Origin of the sequence: Microbacterium sp. TPD7012 (assembly GCF_003075395.1) — a bacterium.
In the GTDB taxonomy this organism is placed as follows: domain Bacteria; phylum Actinomycetota; class Actinomycetes; order Actinomycetales; family Microbacteriaceae; genus Microbacterium.
This window is the reverse complement of sequence record NZ_QDFV01000002.1, coordinates 152,569-171,050: the sequence shown is the minus strand read 5'-3', so window position 1 is coordinate 171,050 and position 18,482 is coordinate 152,569. Positions and strand designations below refer to the sequence as shown.

The 18,482-nt window shown below is 69.8% G+C and carries 19 protein-coding genes; 14 read left to right on the top strand and 5 right to left on the bottom strand.

What is annotated here, in order from left to right:
* Window position 1: 1 nt before the first annotated feature.
* On the top strand, window positions 2-718 hold the full coding sequence (locus DC434_RS04860; RefSeq protein ID WP_243408814.1) for a CDP-alcohol phosphatidyltransferase family protein: 717 nt from the start codon (window positions 2-4) through the stop codon (window positions 716-718).
* A gap of 48 nt (window positions 719-766) precedes the next feature.
* Here DC434_RS04860 and DC434_RS04855 read toward each other — a convergent pair whose 3' ends face one another.
* Window positions 767-2,323 (bottom strand): Wzz/FepE/Etk N-terminal domain-containing protein, encoded by a 1,557-nt coding sequence (locus tag DC434_RS04855; RefSeq protein ID WP_116634173.1) that lies wholly within the window; start codon window positions 2,321-2,323, stop codon window positions 767-769.
* 114 nt (window positions 2,324-2,437) lie between these two features.
* Between DC434_RS04855 and DC434_RS04850 the strand changes: the two genes are divergently transcribed.
* From DC434_RS04850 to DC434_RS04835, 5 genes are all read left to right on the top strand, one after another.
* Window positions 2,438-3,727, top strand: coding sequence for an O-antigen ligase family protein (locus DC434_RS04850; protein WP_243408813.1), 1,290 nt, complete (start codon window positions 2,438-2,440; stop codon window positions 3,725-3,727).
* Window positions 3,728-3,814: 87 nt separating this feature from the next.
* A complete protein-coding gene (locus DC434_RS20245; protein WP_243408812.1) occupies window positions 3,815-4,696 on the top strand; it encodes a glycosyltransferase family 2 protein in 882 nt (293 codons plus the stop codon).
* On the top strand, window positions 4,697-5,599 hold the full coding sequence (locus DC434_RS20240) for a glycosyltransferase family A protein (RefSeq protein ID WP_207769905.1): 903 nt from the start codon (window positions 4,697-4,699) through the stop codon (window positions 5,597-5,599).
* Window positions 5,596-6,108 (top strand): serine acetyltransferase, encoded by a 513-nt coding sequence (locus tag DC434_RS04840; protein WP_116634172.1) that lies wholly within the window; start codon window positions 5,596-5,598, stop codon window positions 6,106-6,108. Before DC434_RS20240 ends, DC434_RS04840 begins: the two co-directional genes overlap by 4 nt.
* Before the next feature lie 116 nt (window positions 6,109-6,224).
* On the top strand, window positions 6,225-7,682 hold the full coding sequence (locus DC434_RS04835) for a family 16 glycosylhydrolase (RefSeq protein ID WP_116634171.1): 1,458 nt from the start codon (window positions 6,225-6,227) through the stop codon (window positions 7,680-7,682).
* On the opposite strand, the gene DC434_RS04830 is transcribed toward DC434_RS04835, so the two are convergent.
* A complete protein-coding gene (locus DC434_RS04830; protein ID WP_116634170.1) occupies window positions 7,679-8,893 on the bottom strand; it encodes a glycosyltransferase in 1,215 nt (404 codons plus the stop codon). The genes DC434_RS04835 and DC434_RS04830 overlap by 4 nt on opposite strands.
* 118 nt (window positions 8,894-9,011) lie before the next feature.
* Between DC434_RS04830 and DC434_RS04825 the strand changes: the two genes are divergently transcribed.
* On the top strand, window positions 9,012-9,467 hold the full coding sequence (locus tag DC434_RS04825; RefSeq protein ID WP_116634169.1) for an adenylyltransferase/cytidyltransferase family protein: 456 nt from the start codon (window positions 9,012-9,014) through the stop codon (window positions 9,465-9,467).
* Window position 9,468: 1 nt separating this feature from the next.
* Here the strand turns inward: DC434_RS04825 and DC434_RS04820 are convergent, their stop codons facing one another.
* On the bottom strand, window positions 9,469-9,861 hold the full coding sequence (locus tag DC434_RS04820; protein ID WP_116634168.1) for an SIP domain-containing protein: 393 nt from the start codon (window positions 9,859-9,861) through the stop codon (window positions 9,469-9,471).
* Window positions 9,862-9,986: 125 nt separating this feature from the next.
* Between DC434_RS04820 and DC434_RS04815 the strand changes: the two genes are divergently transcribed.
* From DC434_RS04815 to DC434_RS04795, 5 genes are read left to right on the top strand one after another with little or no spacing between them, the layout of a single operon-like run.
* Window positions 9,987-10,481 carry a hypothetical protein gene (locus tag DC434_RS04815; protein ID WP_243408811.1) on the top strand — a complete coding sequence of 165 codons (495 nt, stop codon included), beginning with the start codon at window positions 9,987-9,989 and terminating at the stop codon, window positions 10,479-10,481.
* Window positions 10,478-11,455, top strand: coding sequence for a cation transporter (locus tag DC434_RS04810; RefSeq protein WP_116634167.1), 978 nt, complete (start codon window positions 10,478-10,480; stop codon window positions 11,453-11,455). Before DC434_RS04815 ends, DC434_RS04810 begins: the two co-directional genes overlap by 4 nt.
* A 51-nt stretch (window positions 11,456-11,506) precedes the next feature.
* Entirely contained in the window at window positions 11,507-11,770 is a 264-nt protein-coding gene (locus tag DC434_RS04805; protein WP_116634166.1) for a glutaredoxin domain-containing protein, read from the top strand.
* Between the two features lie 28 nt (window positions 11,771-11,798).
* Complete coding sequence (locus DC434_RS04800; RefSeq protein WP_116634165.1) at window positions 11,799-13,199, top strand: MFS transporter; 1,401 nt, start codon at window positions 11,799-11,801, stop codon at window positions 13,197-13,199.
* 30 nt (window positions 13,200-13,229) lie between these two features.
* Window positions 13,230-15,026 carry an aldehyde dehydrogenase family protein gene (locus DC434_RS04795; RefSeq protein ID WP_116634164.1) on the top strand — a complete coding sequence of 599 codons (1,797 nt, stop codon included), beginning with the start codon at window positions 13,230-13,232 and terminating at the stop codon, window positions 15,024-15,026.
* 6 nt (window positions 15,027-15,032) lie between these two features.
* On the opposite strand, the gene pip is transcribed toward DC434_RS04795, so the two are convergent.
* Both pip and DC434_RS04785 read right to left on the bottom strand, forming a co-directional pair.
* A complete protein-coding gene (gene pip / locus DC434_RS04790; RefSeq protein WP_207769904.1) occupies window positions 15,033-16,004 on the bottom strand; it encodes a prolyl aminopeptidase in 972 nt (323 codons plus the stop codon).
* A 20-nt stretch (window positions 16,005-16,024) separates the two neighbouring features.
* Window positions 16,025-16,909 (bottom strand): neutral zinc metallopeptidase, encoded by an 885-nt coding sequence (locus DC434_RS04785; protein WP_116634163.1) that lies wholly within the window; start codon window positions 16,907-16,909, stop codon window positions 16,025-16,027.
* Between the two features lie 52 nt (window positions 16,910-16,961).
* Between DC434_RS04785 and DC434_RS04780 the strand changes: the two genes are divergently transcribed.
* Together DC434_RS04780 and DC434_RS04775 are read left to right on the top strand one after the other, a co-directional pair.
* Window positions 16,962-17,951, top strand: coding sequence for a malate dehydrogenase (locus DC434_RS04780; RefSeq protein WP_116634162.1), 990 nt, complete (start codon window positions 16,962-16,964; stop codon window positions 17,949-17,951).
* Window positions 17,952-18,005: 54 nt separating this feature from the next.
* On the top strand, window positions 18,006-18,476 hold the full coding sequence (locus DC434_RS04775) for a dehydrogenase (protein WP_116634161.1): 471 nt from the start codon (window positions 18,006-18,008) through the stop codon (window positions 18,474-18,476).
* The last annotated feature ends 6 nt before the right edge of the window (window positions 18,477-18,482 follow it).

The following is an 18,482-nucleotide window of genomic DNA, read 5'->3' as shown; positions in this document are numbered from 1 at the left end:
AGTGATCTCACAGAGTCGGCCCGGTTTCCGCGAGTACCTCGCAGACCTCAACCGCGCCCAGAAGAGCGGCGCGGGGGTGCCCGCGTACACCCGCTGGGTGAACCGTCGGCTGGCCCGTGGGATCGCTGCCGGATCCTCGGCGCTGGGGCTCACCCCCAACGCGGTCACCACGATCAGCGCGATCCTGTCGGCGGCCGGGCTGGCTCTGATGATCGTCGTAGGTCCGACGTGGTGGTCGGCGCTGCTGACGGCCGCGCTCCTGGCCCTGGGCTATGTCTTCGACTCCGCCGACGGCCAGGTCGCCCGCCTCACCGGGACATCGAGCCCGGCCGGCGAGTGGCTCGACCACGTGGTCGATGCGATCCGCACGCCGGCGATCCACCTGACCGTGGCGGTCGCGGTCGTGCTCCACCGCCCGGAGCTCGTCTGGGTCGCGATCATCGCGCTGCTGTTCACCGTGATGAGCGTCGGGCAGTTCATGAGTCAGATCCTGGCCGAGCAGCTGGTGCGCAACTCCGGCGGCGAGGCCGAGGAGGGCAGCGGGCTGCGCAAGTCGCTCTTCCTCCTGCCGACCGACACCGGGGTGCTCTGCTGGAGCTTCGCGCTCTGGGCGTTCCCGCCCGCTTTCGCCGTGGTCTACGCACTCCTGTTCGCGATCAACCTCGTGCACACGGCGGCGTCGATGCGGCGCAAGTACCGCAAGCTCGTCGCACGCTGATCCCCCGCGCCGGTCGCGTCCATCGGACGGCCGGCGCGTCGGCGTGTGTCAGGAGTCCGCTGCCACCGGGTTGCGCGCCTCGTGGCGCAGGGTCGCCGCCCGCTCGCTGCGTGCGGGGAACGGCCAGGCGATGCCCGACTCCTTGCGCTGCGCGCGCGGCAGGCCGCGCTCCGCGATCGCCCCGAGGATCCGCGTGTCGATCCCGTCGGCCTCTTCCCTGATCCAGCGGATCTCGGAAGTGGTCGTGTCACGCTCGCGCGTGACGACCACGACCGACTGCGCGACCCGCAGACCGGCGAGGATGCTCGCGGGATGAGCGGCCGACGAGAGCACGAGGAACGTGATCTCGTCGCTGCCGGCGTTCTCGATCGCCGCGTAGGTCTGATCGGTGAGCAGCAGGTCTCCCTGGTACTCGTCACCCTCGTCGGTCGCCGAGAACACGCGCAGAGAGGGGATGGTCGCGGAGGTCGCCGTGCCGGCTTCCTCCTCCTCGAGCGCGAGTGCCGCGCGCAGGTGCTCGTGGAACTCGTCCGTGCCCTCCGGGACGATGAACTGCACGTCGTGTCCTGCCTGCGCGGTCACGACCGCGAGGTTGACCGCGGTCGGCGACGTCTCCGTGCGGTGCGTCGCGTCGATGACCAGGACCGTCGTGCCCAGATAGATGTCGACGAGGAGACGCTCGCGGGTGACGCGCAGCGAATCGGCCGCGGCACCGCGCGCCGGCACGTCTTCACGCCGCGCATCGACCGTCGCGAACACCGGGGCCCGGAGCGCCCGTGACATCTCCTTGGCGTTGCGCAGCCGGCGATCGAAGGGATTCCAGACGAACGCGGCGATGAGCCCGAGGACGAGTCCTGCGGCGATGCCCGTGAGCAGGGTCACGGTGCGTCCCGGCGCGAAACCGAGTTCGTTGTCCTCGGCGGCCGAGAGGACGATGCCGCCGGTCGTGTCGACGCTCTGCAGACCGTTGCGCTGCGAGAGCAGTCCGTCGAGCTCGGTGAGGATCTGCTGGCGCTGCGTCGTCGCCTGCGCGTAGGCGGCGCTGGTCACATCGGCGCTGACGAGCGCCTGGTTGGCCTCGCCGAGAGTCGTGTTGAGCGCATCGATGCGCTCGGTGAGATTGGTCACCATCACCGTGATGCGCTCCTGCGCCTGATCGCTGCGGAAGGACAGGTACGCGGAGGCGACGGCATCCGCCCCCTTGATGGCCTCCGCAGAGCTGTCCGCATCGAAGTCGACCGTGACGACAGCCGCACCCGACGAGGTCGTCACCGTGGAAGCGGCGCGGATCTCACTCGGGCTGAGATCGCCGTCGAGAAGATCGGACGCGCGCGAGGCGACCACGTGCGAACGGGCGATGGCCGTCTCGGTCGCATCGTCGAGCAGACCGGACGCCGCCTTCTGCGCACTGAACGGCTCGGTCGTGATCACGTTGAGGTTGATCGTCGTGGTGGCCGTGACGGTCTGCTGCGCGACCACGAGATATCCCGCTGCCGCGATGCCCCCGAGCACCGTCGCGGCGAGGATCACCCGCCACTGCCGCTTGAGCACGAAAACGTACTGCTCGAATCCGAGCGTCGTCGTGCTTCCCTGATCCTCGTCCATCAACGATCTTCCCCTCGACTGCGAGCGCGCCTGTGTCGACCCCCGGGCTCCCAGCCCTCTTCAGTGTCCGTGGGCCTATCCTAGGGGCGGAGCCTGAGTGAAAACGGAGGACGCGTGCGTACGGATCTCGCCGTCGTCGGTGCGACGCCCCCGTCGACGGTCGCCCGCGCCGCCCTGCCTCGGTGGCCCTTCACGGCGATGCTCGCACTGTTCCCCCTCTGGTGGGGTCTCGGGGTCGCCGAGATGGCCTGGATCCCGCTGGCCGGATGCATGGTCGTGCTCATGGTCAGACGCGGCGGCATCCGGGTCCCCCGCGGCTTCGCGATCTGGCTGCTGTTCATGGTCCTCATGTGCGCGTCGGTCATCGGCATAGACACGTCGGGCCGCCTCATCGGGTTCGTCTACCGTGCCCTGCTGTATGCGACCATCACCGTCGTCTTCGTCTACGTGTACAACGCGAAGGAGACGCTCACCCTGCGCTACGTGCTCGGGCTGATGACGCTCTTCTGGCTGTGGGCGGTCCTCGGCGGCTTCGCGGGTGTCATGGCACCCGAGTTCGCCTTTCGCACGCCGCTGTCGTACATCCTGCCGCAGGGTCTCCAGGCCAACGAGCTCATCAGCGAGATGGTGGTGCGGCGGCTGACGCAGTTCAACCCCGAGAGCTGGCTCGCGCTCGATCCGCGACCCTCTGCACCGTTCCTCTATACGAACGGCTGGGGCAACGTCTACTCGGTGACTCTCCCGATGGTGGTCGCTTACATGACCCTCATCCGCCGCGGCAAGGTCTTCTGGCTGCTGCTGCTCGCCATCCCGCTCTCGCTCATCCCGGCCTTCCTCACCCTCAACCGCGGCATGTTCATCGGACTCGCGGTGGCCGCCGCCTACCTGTTCTTCCGCTTCGCGATGGCCGGCCGACTCCGGCAGGTGCTGCTGCTCACCGTCATCGGCGTGGTGGCGGCCGTCGCCGCGATCGCCCTCGACGTGGGCAGTAAGCTCACCGATCGCGTCGAGACGAGCTCCTCGACGGAGGATCGCGCGAACCTCTACGAGGAGACGTTCGTCCGCACCCTGCAGTCGCCGCTCTTCGGCTACGGGGCACCGCGCCCCTCGTTCACCGACGGGGCGCCGTCGGCCGGGACGCAGGGCCATCTGTGGATGGTGATGTTCTCGCACGGCTTCCCCGCACTGATCTGCTTCGTCGGCGCCCTGGTGTGGATGTACTTCGCCACGATCCGCGGCCGCAGCACCGCGATGCTGGTGCTGCACACCGTGCAGCTCGTGATCCTCGTCGAGGTTTTCTTCTACGGCGTGCTGCCCAACGGCCTGATCCTCACCTTCCCCGCCGCGGCGCTGGCCATGCGGGAGCTGAGAACGACGTTGTCGCCGCCCTCGTCGAACCGGTAGGATGTAGCCCGTCACGCCTGAAGGGGAGCGCGTGGCATCGACCAAGACTTTGGGGAGTCAATGGTGCAACCGATCGTTAGCGTCGTCATGGCGACGCGAGACCGTCCGCAGCTGCTTCGTCGCGCCGTGGCATCCGTCTTCGCGCAGGAACACGTCCACCCGATCGAGGTGGTCCTCGTCTATGACGGCACGCCGATAGACGAGCTCGACGACCTCGAGCGCGGCCCGCACGTCCTGCGCGCCGTCAACAACGCGAGGACTCCGGGGCTCGCGGGTGCCCGCAACACGGGCATCCTGGAGGCGAGTGCGCCTCTCATCGCGTTCTGCGATGACGACGACGAGTGGAAGCCGGGCAAGCTGAGCGCGCAGCTGCCGCTGTTCGACGACCCCGAGGTCGTGCTCGCCGCGACCGGTATCGAGATCCACTCCGCGGGCGGAAAGCACGAGCGCCACTCCCCCGCGTCGGTGGATCTGGACGACCTGCTGCGATCGCGCATCACCGAGCTGCATCCGTCGTCCTTCGTGATCCGCGCCGAGGTGCTCAAGGGCGCACTGGGGCTGGTCGACGAGGAGCTTCCCGCGTCATACGGCGAGGACTACGATCTGCTGCTCCGCGCCGCCAAGGTCGGCCGCGTGCGGGCGGTGCCCGAGGCGCTCACGATCATCCACTGGGACCGCACCTCGTACTTCAGCGAGAAGTGGCAGGGGATCGCCGACGGTCTGAGCTACCTGCTGGCCAAGCACCCCGAGTTCACACGGAGCGGAGAGGGCCAGGCGCGCATCGAGGGCCAGATCGCCTTCGCGCACGGTGCCCTGGGCGACCGGCCGCAGGCGCGCTCCTGGGCCCGACGGGCCATCGGCCACGACGCCCGCCAGCCGCGCGCGTACCTGGCGATGCTGGTCGGCATGGGAGTCGTGTCGGGAGAGCGGGTCGTCTCCGCGCTCAACAAGCGCGGACGGGGCATGTAGATGCCTCGCCTCTCGGTGATCGTCCCGGCCTACAACGCCGCCGGCACGATCGCCTCCGCTCTTCGATCGACCCTGAGGGCGCTGCCTCGCGACGCCGAGATCGTCGTGCTCGACGACGGGAGCACCGACGACACCGCCGGCGCCGCGCGGGGCACGGGAGACCGCAGGGTTCGCGTGCTGTCACGCCCGAACCGCGGCGTCTCCGCGACGCTCACCGATCTGCTCGATGCGACGGACAGCGAGCTCGTCGCCCGCATGGATGCCGATGACCTGGTCCTGCCCGGTCGATTCCGCCGGCAGCTCACGGCGCTCGACGGCGGTGCCGATGCGGTGTTCACCACGGTCGTCACGTGGGGCTCCGGGCTGCCCGGCGTGCCGCGCCCCACGGGGATCGACGCCGAGGACTTCGGCCTGCATCTGCTGCTGACGAACCCGGTCGCCCACTCCACGCTCGTCGCCCGGCGCTCAGCCATCGTCGATGCCGGGGGCTACCGCTCACTGCCCACCGAGGACTACGACCTCTGGCTGCGCATGGCCGAGCGCGGCGCGCGGATCCGACGGCTCGCGCTTCCGGGCCTGGCCTATCGCGTGCACCCGGGCCAGGTGACGGCATCCGAGACATGGCGACGCTCCTCGTGGGAGAACACGGAGATCGCCGAGTCGTACTCGACTCTCGCCGAGCGTCTGATCGGCACGCCCGCGACGCGCATCACCTCGCTCTCGATCGACGACTCCCTGAGCGCGAAGGAGAAGCTCGCCGAGGTGGACCGCTTCTCGGCGCTGTTCCGGCGCGCCCTCGACGGGCATCGGCCGTCGGCGCAGCGAGCGCTGCGCCGCAAGCTCGCGGAACGACGGGCCTGGCTCGCCGCACGGGTCGACGACGCGGCGGTGGCGGCGCGATGACCGCGCAGAGCCCGCGCCAGCGGTACCGGACCGCGTGGGCGGCCGATCGGCGGGCGAACGCCTCCTACCCGAAGAGCAGATTCGTTCTGCGGTGGTTCCGCAGCGCGCAGCGGTGGCGCGCAGGCCGTGGCCCGCTCGCCCGCCTCGTCTTCGTCGTGGTCGGCGGCTCCTACAAGCTCGTCACCGAGGGCTTCATGGGGATCGAGCTGCCGGTCAGCACGGAGGTCGGCCCCGGGCTGCGCCTCCGCCACGGCGTCGGGGTCGTCGTGAATCCGGCCAGCAGGATCGGCGCGAACGTCATGATCCGCCAGGGTGTGACCCTCGGCAACCGCAAGCTCCCGAACGACTGCCCGACCATCGAGGACGGCGTCGAGATCGGTGTGGGAGCGGTCGTGATCGGCGCGGTGACGGTCGGCGCCGGTGCGCGGATCGGTCCGAACGCCGTCGTGTTCCGCGACGTCCCGCCCGGCGCGGTCGTCGCCTCCCCGGCGAGCGAGATCCGCAGCTGACGCCGGTCGGGCGAACGCCCGATCGTGTCATGCGATTTGACCTCGGTACTCGAACGTGCTGTGATGAAAGCGTTATTTTCCGCGGAGGGGGTCCGACGGAATGAGTCTCCCGAATCATGCGAACCTCTCGAAGAACGTCTTTTGCTGCGCTCGGCGCCGCAGTTCTCACCTTCTCCCTCCTCAGCGGAGCTCCAGCTCTCGCCGCTGATGAGGACCTCCCTGGATGGACATTCCAGGAAGATGTCGACCTGTCCGATTCGAGCCGCTGGACGCTCGAGACCGGCCAGGCGTCGAACACCTCGTCGTACGACCTCCCGAGCAACGTCTCGTTCGGCAGCGACGGCCTGACGGTCGTCGGCGCCGAGGAGAAGCGCTCCTCGGCGGCCTACACCTCCGGTGACGCGAAGGGGCTCGACATCACGATCCCCAACTACTCGCGCGTCGAGGTGGTCGGCTCCGTCCCGTTCGGCCCCGGTCTGTGGCCGGCTCTCATGTGGCTGCGTCCGCTGGACAGTGCACACGGCGAGATCGACCTCATGGAGGTCTTCGGCGATGATGCTCGCCCGGCCGCGACGATCCACAACGAGTACGGCTCCACGCACCGCAGCCTGCAGGGATCCGTCCGGTGGGAGAACCTGCCGAATTCCGACCCGACCGGTGTGCACACCTACGTGATGGAGAAGACGCCGAATCGCATCGTGATCAGCGTCGACGGTCACGTGATGCTCGATGCGGGGCCGGAGGACGTGCGTCCCGGATTCGACTGGAACGCCATCTTCGAGCGCCCGGGAGCCACCTGGTACCCCCGCGTGACTCTGCAGATCGGATGCCCGCCGCTCGATCTGCTGTGCGGCATCGGTCTTCCCCTCACCGGCTGGCAGGGCGGTGCGATCAACCTGCAGAGCCTGAAGATCTGGCGCATGGCCGAGCCCGGCGAGCAGCCGCCCGTCGTGGAACCGCCCGTCGTCGAACCTCCCGTCGTCGAACCTCCCGTCGTCGAACCGCCCGTCGTGGTGCCGCCCGTCGTCGAACCGCCCGTCGTGGAACCGCCCGTCGTCGAGAACCCGGTCGAGGCCGGCACGTTCGCGCTCTGGCCGGGCAAGGAGGTGCGCCACGAGTACGACGCCGGCGCAGCCGACGGCTCGGAGGCGCAGGTCGCCTTCACCGTGCCGAAGAACATCGGCACCGGGGTGATGTACCACTCGCTGCAGGTCGCGTCGTCCGATGACGGTCGCAGCGGCTACCGCGCGACGGTCACCCTCAAGGCATCCGGCAGCATCCGGCTGACCCTGGCGAGCGTCACCGGCAACAGGAGCACGGTGCTCGAGGACGTGACGGTCGCCAAGCGCGGCACCTACGCCCCGGGCGACGACGTCCAGGTCGCGATCAGCGTGAAGGACGGCACGGTCTCCGCCAAGTCGTGGGTGGCCGGTGCGGAAGAGCCGGACTGGCAGCTGACCGCCGACGGAGCGAAGCCCGCCGGTGACGGCGTGCTCCTCCTCGGCTACCTCTCCAAGCGAGCACCGAGCGCGGTCATGGCGCCCTGGTCCGACCTCGGCGTGACCGCTCCCTAGAGCTCGCCCGGTCTCATCGCTTCGGCATCGATCGCGCGTATCACGCGCTGCGCGGCGGTATCCGGCTTCGGCTCGGATGCCGCCGCGTCGGTCTTGCGGCGCCGCTGCGGCGCGTAGACGACGAGCGAGTGGAAGAGGAACCGCGCGAAGAAGGCGACGATCAGCGAGAGCGCCGTCGCCAGCACGCTCGAGATGTGCCAGCTCTCCACCATCAGCGCCATCACGGGGATCCGCAGCGCGGCCTCGACGTTGTTGAAGGCGAACGAGCTGGCGAAGCGGATGCCGAGGGCACGGGCGTCCGTGCGCATGTCGGCGAACACGAATCGTTCCTGCAGCAGGAAGTTGCCGATGATCGTGACCTCGGCTCCGATGATCGCGGCCCAGATGTAGGGCACGCCCGCCGCGGTCAGCCCCCACATGATCGCGAGGTTCGCCACCGCCCCGATCGCGCCGATCAGGGCGAACAGCGACATCTTGCCGAAGCGCAGCCGCGCGAGATGCGCGAGGAACGTCGCCCCCTGGCGCAGGCTGGCCTTGGAGCTGCCGTGGCGCCTCTCGGCGAACTCCATGGGCATCTCGGCGATCCGCAGGTCGGTGCGCGCGAGGATCTCCAGCAGGATCTTGAATCCCTGCGGCCGGAGCGATGCGAGGTCGAGCCGGCTGCGGTCGACCAGGAAGAAGCCCGTCATCGGGTCGGTGCTGCGTGCCAGACGGATCGGGAACATCGCCCGCGTCAGCCAGGTCGCGGTGCGCGAGACGCCGAACCGGACGGCCGTGCCGAGTCCGCTGGTGTCTCCGCCGCCGATGTAGCGGGACGCGGCGACGACGTCGGCGTCGCCCTGCGCGAACCGGTCGAGGAGCACGGGCAGCAGCTCCGGCGGATGCTGCAGATCTCCGTCCATCACGATGCAGATGTCGGATGCCGCGGACACGAGTCCCACGACGACGGCGCCACCGAGACCACCGCTGTTCTCGTCTCGCCGGATCACCCGCACGGGGATCGGTGCATCCGCGGCGACCCTGGCGACCTCCACCGCCGTGTCGTCGGTGCTGTCGTCGACGAACAGGATCTCGGCGTCGCGCCCGGCGAGCGCGGCGGCGGTGCGCGCGACGAGCTCCGCGACGTTGTCGCGTTCGTTGAACGTCGGCACGATGACCGTGACGGCTGCCCCCACGTGCTCCCCCATCTCCACCTGATCTGCGGGCTCCATCGTTTCACGGGTTCCTATGGGTCGGGAAACCGGTTCTGCTAGACTCGGCACGGCGGCTGTGGGAGTCGTCAAGCGGGTGGGGATCCGCTTACTGGGGAATTACTGATCTGGGGAGATCATGGGGACGCGTATCGGCTACGCCGTTGGTGCTTTCGACCTGTTTCACGTCGGGCATCTCAACCTTCTTCGTCACGCCAAGCAGCAGTGCGACATCCTGATCGCCGGCGTCGTGAGCGACGAGATGCTGCGCCAGGTGAAGGGCATCGAGCCCGTCATCCCGACGGCGGAGCGTGCGGAGATCGTCAAGCACATCTCGTTCGTCGACGATGTCTACGTCGAGACCACGCCGTCGAAGATGGACTCCTGGCGAGACGTGCAGTTCACGCACTTCTTCAAGGGCGACGACTGGCGCGGCACCGAGAAGGGCCTGCGCCTCGAGCGGGAGTTCGCGGAGGTCGGCGTGGAGGTCGTGTACTTCCCGTACACCGCTCACACCTCGAGCTCGTCGCTGCGGCGAGCGCTCGACGCGATCACGGCGGGCGCGAACACCCCGACGGCGGCGATCTCGCGCTGACTCAGTTCGCGACGCCCAGCAGGCTCCGCGCCATCCGGGCGACGTGCGGCGGCGTGTGCGGGCCGAGCCAGACGGTCCACTGCGCCGGCGGCTCCGTGCAGGTCCACTCGACGCACCAGGCGTGCACCGCGCTCGCGAGCCGCTCGCCCTTGGTGTGCGCCCGGATTCCGTCGCCGCGCACGAGCCATCGCACCGACACGCCCTCCGGCACGTCGATATGGCGGAACTGGATGCGGGCCGCGGCCTCCAGGATGATGACGCCCTGCGCATCCCATGGCAGCCGGGCGGCGACGCGGGAGATGACAGCGGCATCCGCCGCATCGCCGGCGATGAGCACGGCTCCGTCGATGTTCTCCCAGTCGGGATCGTCCAGGTGCTCGCACGCGCTGCTCATGCCAGAAGTATAGGTAAGGATAGCCTTACCTGGCAAGAAGCGGTGCGAGGACTTCCGCCTACTCCGTCCGCTCCTCGCCCGTCAACGCACTTGTCCGCGGCAGGAGCGGAGAGCACGCTGAGCGGGTGAACACATCGTCGCGCTTCCGGCGTCGCCCCCGCTCGGCGGGCATCGTCGCGGTTCTCGCCCTGTCCGGCGCTCTCACCGGATGCGGACTCTCGGTCCCCGCCGACCCGAACGGCACACTGGATGCCGTGACGGGCGGCGAGCTGCGGGTAGGGACATCACCGGACGGCACTCTCGTGGAAGTCCGCGACGGCGTGCCGTCGGGCAGCATCGTCGAGCTCGTCGACGACTACGCGCAGAGCATCGATGCCGAACCCGACTGGACCGTCGCCTCCGAGGAGAGCCTCGTGACGATGCTCGAGGACGGGGAGCTCGATCTCGTCGCGGGTGGCATCACCGCGAAGACCCCGTGGCTCGAACGCGCCGGAGTCAGCCGGGGATACACCGGGATCGAGGGAGCAGACGGGCGCGAGATCGTCATGCTGGTGCCGCTCGGCGAGAACGCGTTCCTCTCCTCGCTCGAGACCTTCCTCGACGCGGAGGTCGGCTCATGAGCGAGACCGGCCAGTTCGGCCGGATCACGCTCCCTCCCGAGCAGCAGCGGGCGATCCGCCGGGCGGTGAAGTGGGAGGTCTTCACGATCGTCTACACCTCCATCACGATCGCCGTGATCGCGCTCGTGGTGGGCAACTCCCAGGCCATGCGGACGGCATGGATCGAGGACATGCTCTCCCTCATCCCGCAGATCGCGTTCCTCACGGCCCTGATCTTCGTCCGGCGCCGCCCGACGCTCACGCACCCGTACGGGCTGCATCGGGCCATGGGGGTCGGCCATCTCGTGGCCGGCGTCGCCCTGCTCGCGGTCGGACTCAACCTCGCGGTCGAGTCGGCCGTCGGACTCGTCGCCGGCGAGCATCCGACGATCGGGACCGTCGTGCTGTGGGGCCACACGATCTGGCTCGGCTGGCTGATGGTGGCCGTGATGGCGGTGGTCATCATCGGACCGGTCTTCTTCTACGGTCCGGCGAAGGCCAAGCTCGCCCCCGTGCTCCACAACAAGCTGCTGTATGCCGACGCCGACATGGCGAAGGCCGACTGGCAGACCACGGTCGCCTCGATCGTCGGCGTGCTCGGCGTGGGTGCCGGCGTGTGGTGGCTCGACGGCGCGGCCGCCGTGTTCATCTCGCTCGGCATCATCTGGGACGGCTTCCGCAACACCCGGGCCGCAATCGTCGACCTCATGGATCAGCGGGCCCGAACCTATGACAGCAAGGAGGCCCATCCCCTCGCCGCCGACATCGTCGCGTATCTGCGCGACCGCCCCTGGGTGTCGGATGCCGCGGTGCGGATGCGCGACCAGGGGCAGGTCTTCCACATCGAGGCGTTCGTCGTGCCGCGCCGACGCAAGGTCACGGTGCACGACCTGACCCGGACCGCCGAGGGCGTCGCCGCGCTCGACTGGAAGGTGCAGGACGTCGTGATCGTGCCGGCGGAGCACCTGCCGGACGAGGCGGACACCGGACGATGAGCGCGCGTCACACCCGGAGCCCACCCAGCCAGGCGGCCGTAGGCTGGATGCATGACCTCTCCCGCTTCTGACACCCTCACGATGTTCGGCGCCGAGTGGTGCAGCGACTGCCGCCGCACCAAGAAGCAGCTCGATGAGCTGGGCGTCGCCTACACCTACGTCGACCTCGAGGCCGACCCCTCGGCGGCAGACGTCGCCAAGGAGATCTCCGGGCGCATGAACATCCCCGTGGTGCTGTACCCCGACTCCTCGCACCACGTCGAGCCGTCGAACGCCGACGTCGAGTCGAAGCTGCGCGAACTCGCACTGATCTGACCCGTCGCCGCGCCGATACACTGGCGCGATGAGCACCGAGGCTCGATCCGAACGAGCATCCGTCCGCCTGTCCCCGCGAACCGTCGTGCTGTACGCGATCGGCTCCCTCGGGACCGGCGGCTACGCCACCCTGCCCGGCCTGGTGCTGACGTACTTCCTGACCGACAACCTCGGCGTCGCCGCGCTGGCGGCCGGACTCATCGTCACCGCGGCGAAGATCTGGGACGTCATCATCGACCCGCTGATCGGCGCGGCCTCGGACCGCCAACTCGCGCGGACGGGATCGCGACGAGGGTTCATGGTCACGGGCGCCCTCACGCTCCCTCTCTTCTTCGCCCTCACGTTCGCGGTTCCCCCGTCGTGGGGTCCGGCCGCCGGCGCCGTGTGCGTTCTTCTCGCCTTCCTCGCCACGGCGACCTCCTTCAGCCTGTTCCAGGTGCCGTACGTCGCGCTGCCCGCCGAGCTCACCGACGGCTACGACGAGCGCACCCGGCTGCTCGGCTGGCGCGTGGTCGTGCTCACCGCCGCGATCCTGCTGTTCGGCGCGGGCGGCCCCGCCCTGCGCAACGCCGGCTCCGACCCGGTCCTCGGCTACCTCGTGATGGGCATCGCCGCGGGACTCGTGATCGGCGTCGGCATGCTCATCGCCGCACGGACAGCCGGCCCGTCGACACGCTCAGGACCCCAGGACGGAGTCTCAGGGAGTCCGGTGCCGGCCTCCCCCTGGCGCGATCAGTATCTCTCCGGCTTCCGGGCGCTGCGGCGCAGCCAGCCGTTCCGCGCACTGCTCGGCACGTTCCTGCTGCAGGCCCTCGCGACCGGCACGATGCTCGCCGGAGCCCAGTACGTCGCGACCTGGGTGCTGCGCTCCGAGGATGCCGTGACGTTCGTCTTCGTCGCACTCGTCGCTCCTGCGCTCCTCGCCACCCCCGCGTGGACCGCGATCGCACGTCGGATCGGCAAGGAGCGGGCATTCGCGATCGCGAGCGCGCTCTTCACCGTGGCCGCGCTCACCGTCACCGCCGCGGTCTGGGCACCCGGTGCGTGGATCTACGGCTCCGTCGCGGTCGCCGGCATCGCCTACGCCGGGCTGCAGTCGCTGCCCATGGCCATGCTGCCCGACGTCATCTCGCACGACGAGCGCACGAGCGGTCCCGGTCAGGCTGGCACGTTCACGGGCATCTGGACGGCCGGCGAGACGGTCGGCTTCGCCCTCGGCGCGACGGCCGTGTCTCTGACCCTGGCCGCGACGGGCTACATCTCGACGGTCGCCGGCGCGGTCGTCGAGCAGCCGGACGCCGCGATCACCGGGATCGTGCTGAGCTTCAGCATCCTCCCCGCCGTGCTCATGGCTGCAAGCCTCCTGGCACTGCGCCACTACCGCCTGCGGCGTCACGACATCGACGTCGCCGCCGAACCCGGCGCATAAGCTGGGATCCCGTCCGAGAAGGAGACGCCGATGACCTCTGCGACCACGCCGGCCACCCCGTCCACTCCCGCGAAACGCGCACCGAAGACCGTGACGCCCGCACTCGGCGAAGGCGTGCGGGAGCGGCTCGACGCGGCGATCGCGGATCTGCACGACGGCGCCCGCACCTGGTCGGCCCTCACGGTCGCGCAGCGGGTGACGCTGCTGCGCGCGGTGCGCACGAGTGTCGCCGCCGCCGCGGAGGACTGGGCGAACACGGCCGCCGCGTCCAAGGGGCTCGACGGCCGGCATCCGCTCCGTGGCGAGGAGTGGCTCAGCGGTCCCTACAGCGTGCTGGGCGCCCTCGACGCGTACATCGAGACGCTCTCGCGTCTGGCCGCCGGCACGAACCCGCTCGACGGCGTGCGCGTCACCCGAGCACCGGGAGGCCGCACACGCGTGCACTCCTTCCCGTTGACCGGCATCGATCGATTCCTGCTCTCCGGCTACACCGGCGAGGTCTGGCTGGAACCGGGCGTCACGCCGAACGCCGCACGCGCCGCCGCCGGCCTGGCTCAGCGCACGCCGGCCGAATCCGGGGGCGTCGGACTCGTGCTCGGCGCGGGGAACATCACCTCGATCCCGGTGCTCGACGTGATGTACGAGCTGCTCGCGCACAACCGCACCGCCCTTCTCAAGGTGAACCCCACGCAGGATGCGCTGGTGCCCGTGTACAAGCGCGCCTTCGCCCCGCTCATCGAGCCGGGATTCCTGCGCATCGTCCGCGGCGGGCCGGAGGTCGGCGCCTACCTCACCGGTCATCGCGACCTCGCGCACGTGCACATCACCGGCTCGGCGGCCACCTTCGACGCGATCGTCTGGGGTCCGTCGAAGGGCGCCGGGGCCGCGGCGGCCGCACGACGGCGGCGCGAGAACCGTCCGCAGCTGAAGAAGCCGATCACGGCGGAGCTCGGCGGCGTCTCTCCGATCATCATCGTGCCCGGCGCGTGGACGGATGCCGACATCACCTATCACGCGGAGCACGTCGCGACCATGCGTCTGCAGAACGCCGGCCACAACTGCATCGCCGGCCAGGTCGTCATCCTCTCGTCCGACTGGGATCAGGCGGATGCCTTCCGCGCGGCGCTCCGCCGCGCGTACGCGAATGCGCCGGAACGCCCGATCTGGTACCCCGGGTCTCCCTCGCGCATGCACCTCGCGACGGAGGAGTACCCCGATGCCCTCGTGCTCGGCGACCGTCTCCTCGTCGAGATCGACGGCGACGACGACCCCGCGGCCCTCCAGAGCACCGAGTACTTCGCCCCGGTCCTCGGCGTCGTCACGGTGCCGGGCACGGGTCAGGCGTTCCTCGATGCGGCCGTGGCCCACGCGAACGAGAAGCTGCAGGGCACCCTGGGCGCCAACCTGCTGATCGATCCGGTCACCGAGAGATCGCTCGGCGCCGGCTTCGAGCGGGCGATCACCGCGCTGCGCTACGGATCGATCGCGATCAACGGCTGGACCGCCTTCGGGTTCATCACCCCGACGCTCACGTGGGGGGCCTTCCCCGGCAACACGATCGACGAGGTCGGCAGCGGCATCGGTGTCGTGCACAACGCGCTGCTCCTCGACCGGGTCGAGCGCTCCGTGATCCGCGGGCCCTTCCGGCCACTGCCGCGTTCCCTGCCGCTGCTCAACGGCGGCGGACGCCTGACCATCCTGCCCAAGCCGCCGTGGTTCGTCTCGGCGCGCACGGGAGCAGAGGTGAGCGAGGGCCTCACGCGGTTCCGCGCGAGCGGCGGCACGCTCGGGCTCGTGAAGACGCTGCTCCGCGCGATGCGCGCCTGAGCGCGGTCAGTAAGCGGCGAACCGGTCTGTCGCGGCGCGCAGAGCCTTCTGGATGCCGGGCTCCGCGGCCGAGTGACCGGCGTCGTCGACCACGACGAACTCCGCCTCCGGCCAGGCCCTGTGCAGGTCCCACGCGGTCATCATCGGCGTGCAGACGTCGTGACGCCCCTGCACGATGACGGCGGGGATGTGCCGGATGCCGGCCACCCCGGCGATCAGCTGCCCTTCGACCCACCAGCCGCGGTTGACGAAGAAGTGGTTCTCGATGCGGGCGAATGCAGTCGCGGTGCGCGGGTCCGACATCGCGGCGATCTGGTCGGCATCCGGTCGCAGGGTGACGGTCGACGCCTCCCAGGTCGACCAGGCGATCGCGGCCGGCTCATGCACGGCGGGGTCGGGGTCGAACAGGCGGCGATGGTACGCCTCGATCATGCGCGAGCGCTCGAGCACCGGGATGGGAGCGATGAAGTCCTCCCAGAGATCGGGGAACAGCGCCGCGGCACCGCCCTCGTAGAACCACTCGAGCTCTTCGCGCCGCAGCGTGAAGATGCCGCGGAGCACGAGCTCGCTGACGGCATGCGGGTGCGCCTGCGCGTAGGCGAGCGCGAGCGCACTCCCCCAGGAGCCTCCGAAGACCTGCCACCTGGCGATGCCGAGGTTCTTGCGCAGCAGCTCGATGTCGGCGATCAGATGCGCGGTCGTGAGGAACCGCAGGTCGGCGTCGGGGGCGCTGGCGTGCGGGGTGCTGCGACCGCAGCCGCGCTGATCGAGGAGCACGATCCGGTAGACCGCGGGGTCGAAGAACCGTCGCTGCCACGGAGAGGTTCCGCTGCCCGGGCCGCCGTGCAGGAAAACCACCGGCTTGCCCTCGGGATTGCCGCTCACCTCCCAGTACATGCGGTGGCCGTCGCCGACGAGCAGCTCACCCGTCTCGAACGGCTCGATCGGCGGATACAGCGCATCCAGGTTCATCGTCATCGATCCCCGGTCTCCGGTGTCTACAGGTCGCCCTCGGCGAGGGTGAAGGTCTGCGCGCAGACGCCGAGTCCGTTCTGGTACCCCTCGGCGAACCAGCGCTGACGCGACTCGCTCGAGCCGTGCGTCCAGCTCTCGGGATTGACGGTTCCGGACGACTGCTCCTGGATGTGGTCATCGCCGACGGTGGATGCGGCGTTCAGCGCATCCCTGATCTCCGCCTCGGTCGGCGCGATCAGGTACGGGTCGCCGTCGGCATCCTTCTGCTCCGTCATCCGGCCGATCCAGGCGCCGGCGTAGCAGTCGGCCTGCAGCTCCATCCGCACGCCGTTGCTGCCGGGACCGGTGCCGTTGTTGGGGTACCGCTCCATGTCGCCGGTGATGTTCTGAATATGGTGGCCCCACTCGTGACCGACGATGTACAGCTGGGCGAGGTTGCCGGCGGATGCTCCGAACTGCTGCTGCATGAGTCCGAAGAAGGCGGGATCGATGTACACGCCCTGCTCGGGCGGGCAGTAGAACGGTCCGACCGCATTCGACGCGGTGCCGCACTGCGTCGAGGTCGCGCCGTCGACGACGATCATCTGCGGCGGGGTGTATCCCTCCACGTTCTCGCTCCAGAAGGCGTCGAGCGCGACCTGCGCACCCGCCATCCGGCAGTCGACGTCGGCGTTCGCATCCTCGCCGGTGGCGCAGTTCTCGATCACCGACCCGCCGGCGGGCTCATTCCCGCCGCTCGGAGCGGCACCGCCGCCCAGCAGTCCGGTCAGATCGATGCCGAGGAGGGGGCCGGCGATCAGCGCGATGATGCCGAGCACACCCACGACGCCGCCTCCGGCGATGGCGGCGTTGCGTCCGCGTCGACGTGTGGTGTTGCCCGAGATGTCGGCGTCGGGATTGAAGGTCATGCGACGAGGGTACTCCGCGCGGCGGACGAGCAACGGACGTAGGCTCGAAGTCATGACGACGACGATCACCATCACGGGCGCGGGCGGGCAGATCGGCTACGCGCTCCTGTTCCGCATCGCGGCCGGCGACCTGCTCGGTCCGGACGAGAAGGTGCGGCTCCGGCTGCTCGAGATCCCGCAGGGACTCGCCGCCGCGGAGGGCGCGGCGCTCGAGCTGCAGGACGGCGCGTTCGGCCTGCTGCAGCACGTCGAGGTGACCGACGACCCTGCCGTGGGCTTCGACGGAGCCGACCTCGCGCTGCTCGTCGGCGCGCGCCCGCGCGGGCCGGGAATGGAGCGCGCCGACCTCCTCGCGGCCAACGCCGGCATCTTCGGACCACAGGGTGCGGCGATCGCGGCGAACGCGGCATCCGGCGTGAGGGTCACGGTCGTCGGCAACCCCGCCAACACGAATGCGCTGATCGCCGCAGCATCCGCCGACGGCCTGCCCGCCGAGCGGTTCACCGCGCTCACGCGTCTCGACGAGAACCGCGCGCGGGCGCAGCTGGCCCTGGCTCTCGGCACTCCGGTCGACACCGTGCGGCGCGTGCCGATCTGGGGCAACCACTCGGCGACGCAGTTCCCCGACATCTCGCACGCCACCGTCGGCGGACAGCCGGTGCACGAGGCGCTCGAGCAGATCGTGGGCGACGTCCCGACCTGGCTCGACGAGACCTTCATCCCCCGCGTCGCGAAGCGCGGCGCCGAGATCATCCAGGTGCGCGGGTCGTCTTCTGTCGCGTCCGCCGCGAACGCGACGATCGACCATGTGCGCGACTGGGTGCGCGGCACCGACGACTGGACGTCGGCCGGCGTCGTCTCGCACGGCGAGTACGGCGTGCCGGAGGGCCTGATCTCATCGTTCCCCGTGCGATCCGTCGACGGTGAATGGCAGATCGTGGAGGGGCTGGAGCTGAGCGACTGGGCTCGCGCCCGCGTCGACGCCTCGGTCACCGAGCTCGTCGAGGAGCGCGAGGCGGTGCGGTCTCTCGGATTGCTCTGAGTGTGGTCACCGCGCGGAGCCGGTTCAGTGCAGAATGGACCCAGGAGGTGCGCGATGAGCGAGACGATCGATCCCACGAAGGCTGCGGCATCCGTCGACGAAGCCCTCACCAGCCCGCTGCACCTGCCGCACGCCGCGGCCGAATGCCCGAAGTGCTTCACCGAGCTGCAGCAGAACCGCGACTGGTGGCTCGCCCGCCCGGTCGGCTCACGCCTGGTCGGCCTCGTCGTGTCCCGTGAGGGGATGCCGTCGGTCGTCGAGCAGCGCGACGATCTCACCCGCTTCGGCGTGCCGATCGAAGGGTTCCGTCACCCGGCGCCCGACATCCTCGAGAGCTGGGGCGACCGGCTCGGCCGTCTCATCGCGACGCTCAACGTCGGCGACGTGCTGGTCGTCGCGAACATCAACGCCCTCGGCCGCGACGCCGAAGAGGGCAGGCGCACGGCCGCAGAGCTGCGCCGGCACGGGATCATCGTGAAGGTCCTCAACCACAACGCGCGCCACCTCGCCGACGCCACGCGCTGAGCGCTG